Here is a 16,967-nt window from a genome sequence, read left to right on the forward strand (position 1 = left end):
AGACTAAATGCCGTCCGGCAGGTCGCGCACGTACAGCAAAGGGAGCGGCCCCCTAAGAGTGGGAACCGCTCCCTTCACGGCGTCTTACTTGGCACCGCCGGCCGCACCGCGGCGGATGCCGAGGCGGTCGACCAGCGCACGGAAGCGCTGGATGTCCTTCTTGGCCAGGTACTGCAGCAGACGGCGGCGCTGGCCCACCAGGATCAGCAGACCACGGCGGGAGTGGTGGTCGTGCTTGTGCGTCTTGAGGTGCTCGGTCAGGTCCGAGATCCGGCGGGAGAGCATCGCGACCTGGACCTCGGGGGAGCCGGTGTCGCCCTCCTTGGTGCCGAACTCGCCCATGATCTGCTTCTTCGTAGCGGCGTCGAGAGACACTCGGTACTCCTCTTTTGATGTTCGATGCGCCCACGAGTGCCCCTGGTCTTGATCTCAGGGGAGCTTCCGTGACTCGGAGGCGAAGGTCCGATGAGCGCTGCACCCAGATGCTCCGGGAGCGCGTACACAAACGGCCGTCACCCACAGTACCAGTGAGTCAGGAGGTCATCGCACGGATGGCGTGGTAGACGTCGAAGACCGCGAGGCACAGCGGTACGAGCGTCAGCAGCACAGCGGCTTCGGCGATCTCCAGAGAGCGGCCCCAGAAGGGCGTGACGCCCTTGCGCGGCACGATCAGTCCGATGGCGGTGATCACCGCGGCGACCGCGGCGACCGCGGCCGTGAGCCAGACCGTACGGATGTCGAGCGCTGTGCCGTCGCCCTTCAGGGCGTCGAGCATCAGCCCTCTCGGCGGGTTGAGGCACAGTCCGACCCCGAGCAGAGCCAATGAGCCGAGGCCGGCCGCCAGGGCGCAGCCGACCTGCGCCGTGTAGCGGAACAGGTGGGCGCGCATCAGCATGGCGATGCCGGTGGCGAGAGCGAGCAGCTGGCCCCACACGTTGTCGGAGAATCCGAGCACCGCCGAGGCTCCGAGGGCCACCAGCGCACAGCCGCCGACCAGGCCGACCAGCAGCTCGTGACCGCGCCGGACCTGGGCCGCGATGCGCTCGGCGTCGACCGGGCCCTGAGGGGCGGGCTCGGTTCCGTAGTCGCCGACGGTCGTACGAGGCGGCTCGAAGCCGATGGGGAGGCGGGCGAAGCGCGTGGAGAGGCCCGGCAGGAAAGCCAGGGCTCCCACGGAGAGCGGGGCGCACACGGCCGCGGTCTCGGCCGGCTCCATGTTGGTCGTGATCGCAGCGAAGGTCACCAGCAGGCCGACGGCGGCGGCGAAGACGAACGCGACGAAGGGGCCGTCTCCGCCAGGGGCGACGATCATCAGGATCACCGCGGCGACGAGAACGGCGGCGCAGGCGAGCAGGAACTGCAGCTTCCCGGTTCCCTGCCCCTCGGCGAGTGGCAGGAGTCCGGCTCCGGCGACCGCCGCGTTGGCCATGGAACCGATACCCAGAGCGACGGACGAGGCCCGGTCGTCGTACACCCGTGCCCGTACACCGGCGAGTGCGAGCAGCAGTACGCCACTGACGGCGGCCAGGACGCCGGGCAGGCCGTGCATGTCGTGCCGGGGGTCGGCGGTCCACAGCACGAAGGCGAGCAGGACCAGCAGGACGGATCCGCCGAAGAGCCCGGCGCCGCGCATCAGGCTGTCGTTCCACAGCGTGCGGTCGCGGGCGACGGCGGAGGCGACGGCATCGGAGACGTCGTCGAAGACCGCCGGGGGCAGCGATTCGGCGAAGGGCCGCAGCGACAGGAGCTCGCCGTCGAGGATGCGCTGGGCCGCCAGGGAGCGCGCGCCGTCGAGCACGGTGCCGTCGCGACGCACGAGGTGGTACCCGACCGGGGCACCCTCCGCGGGGCTCTGCCCGGACAGGCGGAGGATCTCCGGGTAGAGGTCGGCGACGGGGATGTCTTCGGGCAGTGCCACGTCGACGCGACCGTCCGGCGCGACGACCGTGACTCGGCAGAAACCGGTTCCGCCGCCGGACGGAGTTCCGGGACCCGGGTGACCGGTTCCGGTGGCCGCCGCTGAGGCCGTCATACTCACCTGCTGCTCCCCCTCGTGATTCTCATGGATCGTGAGCCTCGCTTTGCTCCCCGAATGACCCTTTTTTTGCGGTAGTTCACGGGCGAGCAAACGCGTCGCGCCACCCTACCGCCAACCGTTGACCGGCCACGCAAGTAGGATCCCTCCCCGCGGATGGAACCCGTCGCCACGGGGGCGCCGATAGGAACATTTCCATCCGGCAAGGGAATTGGTGAGCTGTGAGCCAGATCGTCGTCAAGCGCCCACCTCGGGCCCTGCCCTCCGAAGTACCCGGCGAGCAGGTGCAGTTGCAACCCCCGCCCGAGCTGCCACGAGGGCAGCAGGAGGGGGCGCTGATGCAGCTGCTGCCGATGCTGGGGATGGGCGGTTCTGTCGTCTTCTTCTTCATGACCCCGAATCCGATCATGCGGATCATGGGCATGGTGATGATCGCGTCGACGGTCGGCATGGGCATCGCCATGCTGGTCCGCTACCGGCGCGGCACCCAGGGGCAGCTCGCCGACATGCGACGCGACTACCTCAAGTACCTGACACAGACCCGGCGTGCGGTTCTGCGGACCGCGCACCTGCAGCGTGACGCGCAGTTCTATCTGCACCCGTCCCCGGAGCAGTTGTGGGCGCTGGTCGCCGAAGGAAGCCGCGTCTGGGAACGCCGCGTGGGCGACGACGACTTCGGGCAGGTGCGCATCGGCCTGGGCAGCCAGCAGCTCGCGACCCCGATCATCGCCCCCGACACAGCGCCCGTTGACGAGCTGGAACCGCTCACCGCGGGTGCGATGGCGCAGTTCCTGACGGCACACGGCACGCTCGACGGCCTGCCCATGGCCGTCTCGCTGCGCGCCTTCTATCACTTGACGGTGAGCGGCCACGCGGAGTCCGTCCGCTCCACGGCCCGCGCGATGGTCGGCTCGCTCGCCTCCCTGCACTCCCCCGAAGACCTGGTCATCGCCATCGCGGCCGGGCGCGAGGCAGCCCCGCAGTGGGAATGGGCGAAGTGGCTTCCGCACGTCCAGGCCCCCGGGGCCGGTGACGGAGCGGGCAGTCGCCGCCTCATCACGACCGACGCACGGGATCTGGAAGAGATGCTCGCCGGGCGGCTCGACGGCCGTCCCCGCTTCCAGGGCGGCGGCCAACCGCTGATGGATCAGCCGCACATCGTCGTCGTACTCGACGGCCAGTCGGTGCCCGCCGTATCGGCGCTGGCGGCGGCCGAGGGTCTGCAGGGCGTGACCGTCATCGAGGTCGTACCGGGCGAGGTGACCGGGGCGCGCGGCAGCCTGTCCGTGACCGTGCAGCCGGACTCGCTCCGGCTGGAGTCGGGACACGGCCTGGTGTACGACGGGACGCCCGACCGGCTGAGCCGCGAGGCCGCCGAGGCACTCGCCAGGCAGCTCGCCCCTCTTCGTATGGCCTCGGGCGGGGACGACGACGAACCGCTGCTCGCCAACCTCGACTTCACCGATCTGCTGAATCTGGGCGACGCGGCGTCCGTCGACGTCAGCCGCACCTGGCGCCCGCGCTCCCAGGCCGAGCGGCTGCGCGTCCCGATCGGCGTCGGCGAAGACGGCACGCCGGTGATGCTGGATCTGAAGGAGGCGGCCCAGGAAGGTATGGGCCCGCACGGGCTGTGCGTGGGTGCGACCGGTTCCGGCAAGTCGGAGCTGCTGCGCACGCTCGTACTCGGCCTGGCTGTCACGCACTCCTCCGAGACGCTGAACTTCGTCCTCGCGGACTTCAAGGGCGGCGCCACCTTCGCCGGCATGTCCCAAATGCCGCATGTCGCCGCGGTGATCACCAACCTCGCGGACGACCTGACGCTGGTGGACCGCATGGGCGACTCCATCCGCGGCGAGCTCAACCGCCGGCAGGAGATGCTGCGCGACGCGGGAAACTACGCCAACATCCACGACTACGAGAAGGCGCGCGCGGCGGGTGCCCCGCTGCAGCCCATCCCGTCACTCGTTCTGGTCATCGACGAGTTCAGTGAACTCCTCACCGCCATGCCGGACTTCATCGAGATGTTCGTGCAGATCGGACGCATCGGGCGTTCGCTGGGCGTCCATCTGCTGCTGGCCTCGCAGCGCCTGGAGGAGGGCCGGCTGCGCGGGCTTGAGACCTATCTGTCGTACCGGATCGGTCTGCGGACCTTCTCCGCGGCCGAGTCGCGCGCGGCGCTGGGCGTGCCCGACGCCTACCAGTTGCCCAACGTTCCCGGCTCCGGGTATCTGAAGTACGGCACTGACGAGATGGTGCGGTTCAAGGCGGCGTACGTCTCCGGGGTGTACCGCACGAGTCCTCAGCAGTCCGCCGCCATTGGTGGTCCGCTTCCGGTGGACCGCAGGCCCGTGCCGTTCACGGCGGCTCCGGTGCCGGTCCGCTACGTCCAGCCGACCGCTCAGTCACAGGTGCCGGAGGCGCGTGCGGCGGAGGACGACGCGCTGGCCGACTCCGTACTCGATGTGATCGTGCGACGGCTGGAGGGGCGGGGCGCGGAGGCCCACCAGGTATGGCTGCCCCCGCTGGACAACCCGCCGCCGCTGGACGAGCTGCTGCCGGGACTCGCGGGTGTGGAGGGCCGCGGGCTGACGCAGCCCGGGTTCGAGGGCGCGGGCCGTCTCGTCGTACCGCTGGGTGTGGTCGACAAGCCGTACGAGCAGCGCCGTGACACGCTCTACCGGGACTTCTCCGGCGCGGCGGGCCACATGCAGATCGTCGGTGGCCCGCAGTCGGGCAAGTCGACCTTGCTGCGGACGCTCATCTCGGCCTTCGCGTTGACGCACACGCCGCAGGAAGTGCAGTTCTACGGCCTCGACTTCGGTGGCGGCGGCCTGTCCTCGATCGCCGGCCTGCCGCATGTCGGCGGGGTCGCGTCCCGCCTCGATCCTGAGCGGGTACGGCGCACGGTCGCCGAGGTGTACGGCATCCTGTCGCGGCGCGAGGAGTACTTCCGCAGCGCGGGCATCGACTCCATCGGAACTTTCCGCAGGCTGCGGGGGCGCGGTGACATCTCGGTGTCGGAACAGCCGTGGGGTGATGTGTTCCTGGTCATCGACGGCTGGGGCAATTTCCGTACGGACTACGAAGGCCTGGAGCCGGCGGTCCTGGACATCGCGGCGCGCGGTCTCGGCTACGGCATCCATGTGATCCTCACGGCCTCGCGCTCGATGGAGGTCCGCGCGAACCTCAAGGACCACCTGATGAACCGGCTGGAGCTGCGGCTCGGCGACACCATGGACTCGGAGCTGGACCGCAAGGCCGCCGTCAACGTCCCCGCCGGCGTACCGGGACGCGGTCTGAGCCCGGAGAAGCTGCACTTCATGGCAGCCGTGCCGCGGATCGACAGCATCAACTCCGACAGCGACCTGTCAGAGGCCACGGCGGCCATGACACAGGAAGTCACCCGGCACTGGACGGCACCGGGAGCCCCAGCAGTGCGACTGCTGCCGCGCGAACTACCGGTGGACAGCCTTCCGGCGGGCTTTGTTCATCCCGAGCGCGGAGTCGCCTTCGCCATCGACGAGAACAACCTGGAACCGGTCTTCGTCAACTTCGAGCGCGACCCCTTCTTCCTCGTTTTCGGCGAGAGCGAGTCCGGCAAGTCCAATCTGCTGCGGCTGCTCATCAAGCAGCTGACCGAGCGGTACGACGGAAACTCCTGCAAGCTCTTCGTGATCGACAACCGTCGCGCACTGCTGGACGCGACCCCGGCCACACACCTGGCCGAGTACGTGCCCATGTCCAACAACATGGACCACCACGTCGACGCGCTGCAAGATCTGATGCAGCGCCGTACTCCGTCGGCGGATGTCACGGCACAGCAGCTGAGGGACCGCAGCTGGTGGCAGGGACCGTCGGTGTATGTGGTCGTGGACGACTACGACCTGGTGTCCACGTCGAGCGGCAACCCTCTGGGCAAGCTCACGGAACTGCTGCCCTTCGCACGCGACGTGGGCGTCCGCTTCATCATCGCCCGCAGCGGGGCCGGAGCCAGCCGCGCCGCGTACGAACCCTTCATGCAGCGGATGATGGAACTGGGCGCGCAGGGTGTGCTCCTTTCGGGTGACCCGCAAGAGGGAGACGTACTCGGCGGCGCGAGGATGCGCCCGATGCCAGCGGGACGGGGCATCTTCGTCTCGCGGCAGCGGGGGAATCCGCTGGTTCAGACGGGGCTCATGGCCACAGACCTTCACTCGTGATCGGTGCGGCGGTCTTCACGGCCCTGTTCACGCTGGCGTTCTTCGCCTTTGCACTCGTGGACCACCGCAAGCTGTGGTGGCACTTCCAAGCCGGACGCTTCGACAACCCGGAGCAACACGAGCCGTCGCCGGCTTCTTTCAAGTGGCGCCGGGTGGCGCTGGTGGGCGTCGCTGCGTTCCTGGCATGGCAGTGCGTGGGCATGCTTCGCCTCGAAGGTGTTTTCGACTCCGGTCCGGATCACGGCGAGATCCTCGAACGTGTGGAGTCGGTGGCGGCTGATCTGGAAACGGCCAAGGACGGTCGGTACAAGCTCTCAGGGCTCGAGCGCGAAGGCTCGTGGGGTTCGTTCATCAATCCCAGGCTCCAGGGTCCGGGTAACGACCCGATCGCAACCCTCGCCTCGAAGTCCGGGGACGAGGAGCCCTACGCAGTGGACGGGATCTGCCTGACGGTGACGCCGATGCCCGGCCAGTCCAAACAGGCGTATGCGATGGGCAACCTCATGTACGGCCTCAAAACCGATGTCACGGACAGCGCTTGCGAGCAGTCGGAGCACATCAATAGGTTGGGCGGAATGTGACCGTCCATCGGTACGCACGGGGGAAGGACCCGCAGATGGCGTGGGACGAGTGGGAGCAGCTGAAGGCGTCGGCGGCTGTGAGGGAGTCGACGCGGATGCAGCTCAACGGGCTACCGCCGGAGGACAGGCCCAACGCGGGCAGCCCGCAGGGTGATCTCCAGGTCAACCAGAAGGACTTGGCCGCGATCGGTGACGAGGCGTTCAAGCTGTACAACCGGCTGTGGACGGAAGCGCGGGTCACCAGCACCGATTCGGCCGGAACGAGTCTCACAACCCAGGGCTTCGCCCTCGGCGGGGCGCTGTCACATGTCTCGTTGCGCTGGGACAAGCAGCTCGGCTCGGTCATGGACGCCTGCGCGCTCATCTCGAACCACATGGACTTCACCAAGAATGCGCACCAGGGCGACGAGATCTTCATCGAGCGCCACGTGAGCAGCATCTACACACTCGACAGCGGCTTCGACGAGTCGTACGCACCGCCGGGCAAGGAGAACGCGGTGTACGGCGAGAAGGACAAGAAGGACGAGAAGGACTAGGGGTAAACCTCATGGATTTCGAAGCCCTTCACTCGGCCAACTTCAAGCTGCTCGATGACACGGTCACCGACTGGACGAGCATGCTCACCAAGCTCAAAGAGCTGGAGAAAGACGCACGGGAAGGACTCCGAGGCAAGGCCTTCAAGGCCAACTGGGCCGGCTACAACGCCACGGTCTCCCGCGAGTTCATTGGCAAGACCGCGGGCGAGTTCGACGACGCGCAGAAGCAGGCGAAGTCGATTCGCGACATTCTTCAGGATACGCGTGACGAGCTGAAGACACAGCAGCGCCTGCTCAAGGAAGCTATCGAACGGGGACGCGGGAAGCATCTGACGGTCAAGGCAGAGGGCAGCGGGTTCCGTGTCGACGAGAATCCGGACTCGAAGAGCTCCACGGGTCAGAAGGATGCCAATGACTTGCGCGATGAACTTGAGAGGATTCTCAAGGAGGCCACGCGGATAGACAGTTCCGCCTCCGAAGCCCTCAAGGCACTCGTTGACCTCACGGATTACGGCTTTTCCGGGGCCGTGTACAAGGACCGCGACTCGGCAGACGCCGCGATCAAGAAGGCGGAGAGGCTGGCCGCGCTGGCCGGCAAGAATCCCGAGGATCTGACGGTCAAGGAGTTCGACGAGCTCAATGCCGGGCTGAAGGAGTACTCCGGCGATGAGATCTTCGCCGAACACTTCGCCTCGACCCTCAAGGCACAGGGAACGCTGGAGTTCTGGACCGACATCACCGACCCCTACAAGAACCGGGACGTCTACACCGAACGCCGCGAACAGCTCGACGATCTGCAGAAGAACCTCAGCCTCACGCTTGCCACGGCCTCCCAGGCGGACACGCCTGAGATGTCCCAATGGCGGGTCGACATGACGAACCTCGGCAGCCAGCCCGTGCACAAGAACGGCGGGCCCATGGGCTTCCAGGTGATGAGCAACCTCATGCGCTGGGGGAATTTCGAGGACAGGTTCCTCACGGACTACGGCTCCGCGTTGATGGACACCGAGAAGAAGCACACCAGCAACGGCCGCCACGGGGCGGCCGTGTGGTCGCCGATGGGGATGGACCCGGATCTCAACCGTACCGGCACAGACAGCGGGCATGACCCCATGATCGGTTTCTTGAAGGCGCTGTCCAACAGCCCTGATGCTGCCACCGACTTCTTCAACGACGACTTTGTCACGAAGGACGAGGATCACGACTTCAAGACGAAGGACAAAGACGGGAAGGAGGTCAAGGACGAGCTCTCCAACTTCGACTACCTCTTCGAGGAGCGCGACTGGCCGCCGGAGATGGACAGCGAACGGGAAGACAGCATCGAGGGCCGCAACAACCTGGCACTGGCCCTGGAAGCGGCGACGACGGGTCACCCAGCCGGCGAGCTGCCCACCGTCGACACGCCGCCGCACAACGCGGAGCAGGCCAAGCTCATGGAGAATCTCGTCCACTCAATCTCCGACGACAACGAGCGTCTCACGAAGCACGGGTACATGTCGGACAGCATCGGGCAGATCGCGTCCGAGTATCTGCCGGACATCAACCGGGCCACCACGGACACCGATCCGGAGGACAAAGAGGCCCGCGCAAGGATCGAGAAACTGTTCCCGATCGCAGGATCCGAAGCCGTGATGGACCACAGGGATGTTTCGCGTATCCTGCTCACAGTCGGTCAGGACCCCGAGGGATACGCCGCAGTCGAAGTGGGTCAGAAGGCCTACATGGCCAACCTCATGGACTACCACCTCAACCCGGATCTGTCGGCGGACCAGCGCTATACCGAGAACAAGCAGCTCCTCGTCAGCGAAATCGCTCACGCATCGGGTGAGGTGTCAGGAACGCTCAACGTGGGTCGCCAGGAAGCGGTTGCCGGGCCTGCGGACGAGGCTGACAAGAATTATGATCAGTCCGTGGCGCAGTGGAAGAATGGTATCTCGGGCGGCGTCGGTACGGGAATCGGCGTGGGAGTCTCATTCATCGCAAGCCCGGTCGTGGGTGCTGCCGTCGGTGGTGGCGCAAGCACCGTGAGCAGCATGATCCTTGAGGAGCTTTTCCAGGACGCCGAGGGCAAGGCGAAGGACGAGGCCGGTGCGAAAATGGGTGAGAACTGGGAAAACGGCCAGGACAGCAATCTCAAGTACACTCGGAACGCCGCCGAAGCTGCTGCGAAGGCCCATCATCTTCCCGAGTCGGGAGACATCGGCGAGTGGGCACGCACGGGGTCACGGGACGGCTATCTCAGTGCCGGCACTTACGCGGACCAGGTCGCGCCGGAGCTCCGGACGGAAATCTGATGTGCTGCCCCGTCAGGGAAGGCCGAGTCACTCACGCTCGACCAGCCGCCCCCAACGATTCGCCCCCCCCAACGAGCCAAGAGGACATCTCGTTGAAGAACTCAGCCGCCGAACGTCTCACGCGCGCTCTTCGCGGAGTCGTCCCCGTCGCGACTGCCGTGGTCGTCGCGAGTGTACTCACCGGCTGCTCGAACGGTGAGGAGAGGGAATACGCCGTACCCGCGTCCCTGTGCGGTGCGAAGGTTCGGGCCGATCTGCTCTCACCTTTCCTGCCGCCGGGCTCGAAGGTCTCGGTCAAGGACACCACGCCTGTCGAGGGAACCAAGCGCTGCAACGTCAGCGTCGACGGACAACTGGCTGTCGTGGCGAGCCGGGAATGGTGGGAGAAGGACGAGCGCATCACGAAGGTGGCATTCGCCCATGCACATGTGGAATTGGACAGCTCCGAGAGCAGCGGCAATTACCTGTACTCGGGCACCGGCGCGGTCGGCAGGACGGAGAGCTGCGCGGATCCGGCTTTCGAGGGACAGGCGATGTTCACAGCCATACAGGTATATGCATCGGGCCGTGACGACGCAAAATCGATGAAGGGTCTCATTACCGACTACACGGAGTCGGTGCAAAAGAGTGCGGAGTGCACGGACGCCTAAGGGTCCGTTCCCCCCGCCCGTCAGCCGGGGGAACCGGGTACGCGTTCGACAACTCGAGACGACGAGCGCCTCACCAAGTATGGCTTCTCGTCGGACAGAGCGAGACGCGGCTCCCTGCCTACGTAAGTCCCGGCGCCGGAAGCCCCTTGTCGCAACTGGAGCCCGGAAGACGCGGTCGCAGCGATCGAAGTTCGTCGGCCTGGTCGACGATCCCAAGCCTTCGGCCTGAGGCGGATCAGAACACCGGCAGGGCCGTCAGTGAGTGCGAGTCGTGGACGAACACGCGGTTGCCACTGACCGCGACGCCCCAGCGGTTTCCCTCGCCCGTCTGGTACACCATGCGGGTGCTTCCTGACTTGAGGTCGAGGCCATTGACCTTCGGCGAATACCCGTCCGTCTCGATGACCCAGACGCCGCCGCCCTGGATCAGCATGGGGCTTTCGCCGCTGGCTCTTCTCCACAGGTACTTGCCCGTTTGGGGGTCCAGGCGCGTGGGCCAGTCCTTGTGGGAGGCGAAGAGCATGCCGGGGTAGGCCGTTGGACTGCGCCAGGGTTCCGAGTCGCCTTGAGAGTCCTTGCCGGCGGGGACCGACCACAGCTCCTTTCCGTCGACGATGTTCAGTGCGGTCAGTGTCTTACCGCCCAGATAGACAACGCCGTCTTGGTGTGCAGGGCGCAGGACCTCGTCCGACTGCTTCAGGCGGTCCCAGACCTTGCGGCCGTCGGACGTATCGACGGCGAGGACGTCTCCCTCGGCCGTGCAGAGGACCAGGCGCCCGGCGGCCGCGATACCCAGCGCGTGGACCTTCGTGCGGAGGTTCACGGTAACTGTGGCGGTCCAGCGGATCTTCGCGTCGGAGCGGCCGATGGAGCGCAGGCGGCCGTCCTTCGTGGCGACGTACACCGCGTCGTCGTCGTTCGCGAGAAGCGAGATCGCCTCGGCGGGGGCGGTCCACTTGGGGGCACCGGAGGAGGGAACGTAGGTCATGAGCGTGCCCTTGGCGTCGACCAGGGCCACCAGCCGTTCGGACAGGGAGAGATAGCGGCTCGACGCGACGGCGTCCGTGGCCCTCCAGCGCTGCTTGCCGGTGACCATGTCGAAAGCCGCCACTCCGCCCGCTTTCACCCCGATGACGACGACGTCGCCGACAGTCAGGGGCACGGGTGTGTCCTCCGCGACGACCGACAGAGGGCCCCACAGGGGCTTCGGGGCTTTGCCGACGATGTACTCGCCCTTGTCCGGGTCGAGTTGCTTCGCCTGCTTGGCCTGTACGGCGGGCGGGATGTCGAAGGGGTCCAACATGCCCTTCGAGTTCGTGCCGGTGCCCGTCCCGGTGTCGTCCCGCAGCCACCACCACGCCCCCACGCCGCCGCTCGCCGCGAGGACCGTGCCGCCTGCCGCGAGAGTGGTCAGCAGGCGGCGGCGAGAGACCGGGTGGAGCCCGTCGACGGTGGTGGTCAGGCGGCGGATGTCTGTCTCGCGCGTCTTGATGTCGGCCGCCAACGGGCCGCTTCGCCACACATTGCCCGAGCCCTTGGGCGGTGTGAACGCGGCCGCGACCTGTCCGGGACCCGGGCGCAGGGCGGGGTCCTTCGCCAGGCAGGGGCCGATCAGCGGCTGGAGTTCTGCGGAGACCTGGCTCAAGTCGGGTTCGCCGTGGACGACTTCGTACTGGACGGCTGCCACGTGGCCCGCATCGAAGGCCCGGCGGCCGCTCGCCGCGTACACGAGAACGGCGCCCAGTGAGAAGACGTCGGCAGGCGGGCCGACGCGCTGGCCGAGGATCTGTTCCGGCGCGCCGTATCCGGGCGTCACGGGGGTCTGGCCAGTGGTGGTGAGGGTCAGGCCGTGCTCGGGGCGGGCGATGCCGAAGTCAATGACGCGCGGGCCCGACGACGTCAGCACGATGTTCGCGGGCTTGAGGTCGCGGTGGATCAGGCCGGCAGTGTGGATATCGTGGAGCGTACGGGAGAGGGCGTCGGCGAGGACGCGTACCGTCGGCTCGTCCATCGGGCCGTACGCGAGGATCGCCTCGTCGAGCGTCGGACCCGCCAGGAACTCGGTGGCGATCCAGGGGCGGCCGCCCTCGGTCTGCGAGCCCAGGACGCGCGCCACGCCCTTGCTGGTGACGGCCTGCGCCATCTCGGCCTCGCGTACGAAGCGCTGTGCGAGGTGCTGGTCGTGAGCGAGTTCGGGGCGCAGCACCTTCACGGCGGCGGGGCGGCCGGTGCCGTCCTGGCCGAAGTAGACCTTGCCCATGCCGCCCTCGCCGAGCACGCCGAGGAGGCGGTACGGGCTGAGGCGGAGCGGGTCACCGGTGCTGAGTGGCTTCATGGGGCTTTCCCGGGAGTTGGTCGGAGGTGTGATTGCTGCCGGCGCAGTGCCGGCCTGCTCACTCCAGGGGGTACCCCGCGATGAGCGGGCCGCCTTGGGCGAAGACGATCCGAGCGCGCTCGTGGGCGATGAAGCGGGTGCCGGAGGTTTTGTAGGTGGCGGTCGTCGTATGCGTAGAGATGTCGATCTGCCGAAGGCCCGAAGGCCCCTTGCTGTACACGTACTTCGTGCCGATCACCGGGGGGTCTGTGCGGTCCGCCTTCACGCCTTCGCCGCCCTTCTCCTGCCAACGCACCCGCCCGTCGGCCGCGCCAACGGCGACGAGTCCTTGCTTGTCCTGCACCGCGTACACGACATCGTCCTTGACGGCCGGCGGCCCGAAGGCGGTGTCGGGGTGGCTCTTGGCGAGGCTCCACGCCTCCTTGCCGTCGGTCAGGCGCAGAGCCCGCAGGGAGCCGAATCCCAGATAGACGTGACGGTCGTCCACGGTCAGCAGGCCCCGGACCAGATCTGGCGCGGCGTTGGTCGCGGGGGCGGACCAAAGGGGCTTTCCCGTACGGGAGTCGTGCACCGCGAGCGTCACCCTTTCGGCGGCCGTCTCCTGGAGCAGCACCAGCCGGTTGCCGACGACCCGGCCCGCCAGGAAGTGCGGGCTGCGGGTGTCGATCTTGTGCGGCGGGAGGCGGCGACGCCAGCGCTCAGCTCCCGAGCGCATGTCGACGGCGACCAGAAACCAGGATTGGCCGCTCTTATAGCCAGTACGAACGTACCCGCCCGTGCCGCCGACCAAATACAGCATGTCATCGGCGCAGCAGATCAACTGGCTCTCCATGTGCAGGACGTTGAAGTCCGGGAAGGTCTGCCGTGGCTTTGCCGCCCTTCCTGTCGCCGCGTCGACCGAGTCGACGACCAGGGGCTTGACTCCGCCCGTGAGGGGGAAAAACCCGTGGTCGGCGATGCGGAAGATCTGTTTGTCCTCCGTGGCGACGCGCCATGTGCCCTCACCGTCGGTGGTCGTCCAAACACCTTTGCCGGTCTTGGGGTCCACGGCAGCCAGTCCCGTGCCGATCACGAGCATGACGTGATCGCCCAGAGCGACAGGGAAGGGATCGGCCGCCGGGTAGATCCTGTAGTCGATGTCGTCCAAGGGAGGGATCTGGACCTGCCAGAGGTAGTCGCGCAGCTTCGACTTCGGCTTCCCGGGACCGTGGGCCGCGCTGCTCGGGCGGGGCTTGCCACCGGAGCCGGAGGAGGCATGCCGGGAGCCGAGCCAGGCCCAAGCGCCCAAGCCCGCGGCCGCGACACCGAGCGCCGAACCTCCGCCCAGGGTCAGGAGTTTGCGGCGCACCAGGGCCCGGGTAACTGGATCAGCCGCCGTGGGTGCCGCACCCGCTGGTGTGGGGAGCCGGTACGGCTGGTGCTGCCAGACCGCGGTGGCGCGGCGGGCGATGTCCGCCAGCAGGAGGTCGGGCAGGTGATCCGCGAAATGGCCCTGGCCGTCGTGCAGAAGGGATGCCAGCTCCGTCGTCCTGGAGCGTTGCGTGGGGTCCTTGGACAGGCAGCGCAGGAGGATCGGGGCCAGGTCGCCCGGGACGCCCGTCAGATCGGGCTCGGCGTAGCGCACGCGGTAGAGGAGGTCGGCCGGCTGGCCTGAGCCGAAGGGGCCGTGGCCGCTGGCTGCGAAGACCAGGACTCCCGCCAGGGCGAACACGTCACCGGCTGGGGTGTGTTCCTGGCCCGTCGCCTGCTCCGGAGACATGAACGCGGGAGTGCCGGCCGCCGCCCCCGCACGTGTAAGACGGTCGTCGCCCGCCGCGCGGGCGATGCCGAAGTCGATGATCTTGGGGCCGTATGCCGTGACCATCACATTGGAGGGCTTGAGGTCGCGGTGGACGACGTCGGAGCCGTGGAGCTGGGCGAGAGCTCCGGCGAGGGCTGCGCCCAGCGCCCGGACCGACGGCTCGGGCAGCGGGCCTGAAAGGGCGACAGCGTCGTCGAGGGGCGGACCGAGGACGTACTCCGTTGCCAACCAAGGGGTTTCGGCCAGCGGGTCCGCGTCGACGACCGTTGCTCCGTGGTGGCCGCCGATGATACGCGCCGCGTCGGTTTCCAGGCGGAAACGGGTGCGGAAGGCCGGGTCCGATGCGATGCCCGCGTGCATTGTCTTCAGCGCGACGGTACGGCCGCCGGCGGAACGGGCCAAATAAACCGTGCCCATGCCGCCGCTGCCCAGGCGGGCGATCAGGTGGTACGCGCCGAGCTGGGCAGGGTCGTCGTGGGTGAGAGGGGACAGCATCGCGTCAGTTCCTGGGGGAGATGCGGAGTTCGGCAGCGAGTACTTCGGAGGACTGGCGGGCGATCGCCGCGACTATGCGGCCTGGCAGCCAGCCCGGGGTCAGCAGGAAGCCCGCCGAGCTCACGACTGTGGCATGTGGGGGCGCGGGAGCCAGTTCGGCGAGGAGCGTGGCCGCGGAGGGCCGGTCAGCCGGGTCCCGGGTTAGGCAGGCGGAGATCAATCCCCGCAGCGAGTGGGGGAGTTCGGAGCGCTCGGGCATCGTATGGCCGGTGGCGGCGTAAGCGAGGGCCGCTCCCAGTGCGTAGAGGTCGCCCGGCGGGCGTGGGCGGCCGCCCGATGCCTGCTCGGGCGGCAGGCTGCCCGGCTCCAACCCCGGGCGGCCGGTGCGCTGTTCGCCGTCCGGGGCCGCCGAGCGGACCGCCCCGCAGCATGTGAGGCGCGGGCCGTCTCCCGCCATGAGCACGGCCGCGGGGGACAGGCCCGCGTGCGTGATGCCCGTGGCGTGCGCGCCCACCAGCGTCTCGGCCAAGGCTGCGCCCAGCGCCCGTACCGTCCGCTCGGGCAGCGGCCCGCCGTGGACGGCAAGTGCCACGGGGAGCGGAAGCGCGGGGAGATAGGGGGAGGCGTACCAGGGAGTCGAAGACGCAGAAGAGACTTCGGAGACGGGCGAGACCCAGGGGCCCAGCAGACGGCGGGCCGCGTCGGCTTCGACGAGGAAGCGGCCAGCATGGACGCCTTCGAGAGGAGCGCTCACCAGCACCGTACGGTCGCCGTCCGCGCTGCGTGCGATGAAGCGGCACTCAGGGGCGGGCGGGAAGCCGGGGCCGCTCGGGTCGAGCCGGGTGATCAGGTAGTACGGGCCGATCTGCCGTGGAGCATCGAGGCGTGCTCGTTCCATGTGCGAATCCCCCGTCGACAAGACAACAGCAGCAGAGCCTACCGACTGCCTGAGTGCGGCTTGCCCGGGAGGTGTTGGCCGGCGTCCCTCTCCGCCTCAACCGCCCAGCGGCGCGGGTCGACGCCGATACGCGGGATGGGCACGAAGACCGTGCGATCGCCGTAGCCGCTGCGGGCAAAGTAGCGGCGGTCGGGAACGGTCCCTTCGGTGCCCCCTGCGTCGAACCGGGCCAGGGTGATGTAGGACCCGATCTGTGACGGGTCGTCGTGGCGTAGGCATTCCATGCGCAATTTCCCCCGTGTAGGTGCTGAGCCGCGTGAGCCCACTCACGCACCAGGCAAAGCAGAGGTGGGCACCTCCCGCGCGTGCCCACCCTGTTGCCTATCCTGCCGTACAACTCTTAGAAGTTGCCGGCAGCCTTCTTGTCGCCCGCCTGGTACGCGGGGCCCGCCTCGCGAACTGCCTTCGCGATGCCCTTCAGGGCCTGGTGAATAGCCCGCGTCTCGGTGTCCCACTTCTTGTGAGCAGCGTCCGCCGCGGTCTTGGCTTCACCTTCGAAGGTGTTGGAAACGCCACGGATCTTCGTCTGGATGGCCTCAAGGCTCTGATCCAGGCGTGCCGCCTGCTTCTCGATCTGACTCGCCGCCTCGTCCAGGGACGAGTAGGTGACGACCATGACGCCGTCGTTCTGCTGAGCCACGGGTCCTCCAATTTCCGCTTGTGACTGGTGTGTTGGCTACATAACGCGTGATGCCGACGGGTCTGTCAGTAGCCGGCGATGTTCGAGGTCGCCGCCCTGGTCGCACCTGCGTCACCGGAGAAGCCGGCGGTCACGTCAACCCCGTGCAGGGCCTGGTAGACCTCGTCATCGGTGTTGCCGGCGGTGGTACGGGTGACCTGAATCGCTTCCTGGAAGTTGAGCAGCATCTTGGCGATGCGGACCATGCCCTGGTTGATCTCAGTCTGCTTGGCGTCGAAGGCGCCGGCGCCGACACCCTTCCAGTGGCCCTCAACGCCGTCGATGACGCCCTGGAGGGTCTTTAGCTGGCCCTTGACGTCCTCGAAGTTCCTCGAGATTTCGTCCTGGAAATCCTTGAGGCTCTGATCGCCAACCTTCTGGACTGCCATGTGTCGATCTTCCTT

At 67.7% G+C, this 16,967-nt stretch carries 13 protein-coding genes; 5 read left to right on the plus strand and 8 right to left on the minus strand.

All coding sequences use genetic code 11. The features are described from left to right. Nucleotides 1–84: 84 nt before the first annotated feature. Nucleotides 85–375 carry a 30S ribosomal protein S15 gene (rpsO, locus tag OG905_RS11780; protein ID WP_328667684.1) on the minus strand — a complete coding sequence of 97 codons (291 nt, stop codon included), beginning with the start codon at nt 373–375 and terminating at the stop codon, nt 85–87. Nucleotides 376–532: 157 nt separating this feature from the next. Continuing rightward, nucleotides 533–2,032, minus strand: coding sequence for a type VII secretion integral membrane protein EccD (eccD, locus tag OG905_RS11785; RefSeq protein ID WP_328682179.1), 1,500 nt, complete (start codon nt 2,030–2,032; stop codon nt 533–535). A gap of 224 nt (nt 2,033–2,256) precedes the next feature. Between eccD and eccCa the strand changes: the two genes are divergently transcribed. The 5 genes from eccCa (at nt 2,257) to OG905_RS11810 (ending at nt 10,295) form a co-directional block, all read left to right on the plus strand. Next, the gene (gene eccCa, locus OG905_RS11790) at nt 2,257–6,234 is read left to right on the plus strand and encodes a type VII secretion protein EccCa (RefSeq protein WP_328667685.1); all 3,978 of its coding nucleotides are present in this window, start codon (nt 2,257–2,259) and stop codon (nt 6,232–6,234) included. After that, the gene (locus OG905_RS11795) at nt 6,231–6,815 is read left to right on the plus strand and encodes a hypothetical protein (protein WP_328667686.1); all 585 of its coding nucleotides are present in this window, start codon (nt 6,231–6,233) and stop codon (nt 6,813–6,815) included. Before eccCa ends, OG905_RS11795 begins: the two co-directional genes overlap by 4 nt. Before the next feature lie 35 nt (nt 6,816–6,850). Further along, complete coding sequence (locus tag OG905_RS11800) at nt 6,851–7,351, plus strand: hypothetical protein (protein WP_328667687.1); 501 nt, start codon at nt 6,851–6,853, stop codon at nt 7,349–7,351. Between the two features lie 11 nt (nt 7,352–7,362). Next, nucleotides 7,363–9,645 (plus strand): hypothetical protein, encoded by a 2,283-nt coding sequence (locus OG905_RS11805; protein ID WP_328667688.1) that lies wholly within the window; start codon nt 7,363–7,365, stop codon nt 9,643–9,645. A 92-nt stretch (nt 9,646–9,737) separates the two neighbouring features. Then, on the plus strand, nt 9,738–10,295 hold the full coding sequence (locus OG905_RS11810; protein ID WP_328667689.1) for a hypothetical protein: 558 nt from the start codon (nt 9,738–9,740) through the stop codon (nt 10,293–10,295). Nucleotides 10,296–10,530: 235 nt separating this feature from the next. Here the strand turns inward: OG905_RS11810 and OG905_RS11815 are convergent, their stop codons facing one another. From OG905_RS11815 to OG905_RS11840, 6 genes are all read right to left on the minus strand, one after another. Then, nucleotides 10,531–12,630, minus strand: coding sequence for a serine/threonine-protein kinase (locus OG905_RS11815; RefSeq protein ID WP_328667690.1), 2,100 nt, complete (start codon nt 12,628–12,630; stop codon nt 10,531–10,533). Nucleotides 12,631–12,688: 58 nt separating this feature from the next. Next, nucleotides 12,689–14,926 carry a protein kinase domain-containing protein gene (locus OG905_RS11820; protein WP_328667691.1) on the minus strand — a complete coding sequence of 746 codons (2,238 nt, stop codon included), beginning with the start codon at nt 14,924–14,926 and terminating at the stop codon, nt 12,689–12,691. Nucleotides 14,927–14,930: 4 nt separating this feature from the next. Beyond that, nucleotides 14,931–15,824 carry a serine/threonine protein kinase gene (locus tag OG905_RS11825; RefSeq protein WP_328667692.1) on the minus strand — a complete coding sequence of 298 codons (894 nt, stop codon included), beginning with the start codon at nt 15,822–15,824 and terminating at the stop codon, nt 14,931–14,933. A gap of 38 nt (nt 15,825–15,862) precedes the next feature. Next, nucleotides 15,863–16,108, minus strand: coding sequence for a hypothetical protein (locus OG905_RS11830; RefSeq protein ID WP_328667693.1), 246 nt, complete (start codon nt 16,106–16,108; stop codon nt 15,863–15,865). A 116-nt stretch (nt 16,109–16,224) separates the two neighbouring features. Continuing rightward, complete coding sequence (locus tag OG905_RS11835) at nt 16,225–16,524, minus strand: WXG100 family type VII secretion target (RefSeq protein WP_406274478.1); 300 nt, start codon at nt 16,522–16,524, stop codon at nt 16,225–16,227. Between the two features lie 65 nt (nt 16,525–16,589). Continuing rightward, nucleotides 16,590–16,952, minus strand: a complete 363-nt coding sequence (locus OG905_RS11840) for a WXG100 family type VII secretion target (RefSeq protein ID WP_328667694.1) — start codon at nt 16,950–16,952, stop codon at nt 16,590–16,592. Between the last annotated feature and the right edge of the window lie 15 nt (nt 16,953–16,967).

This window comes from Streptomyces sp. NBC_00322, from assembly GCF_036147535.1.
In the GTDB taxonomy this organism is placed as follows: Bacteria; Actinomycetota; Actinomycetes; order Streptomycetales; family Streptomycetaceae; genus Streptomyces.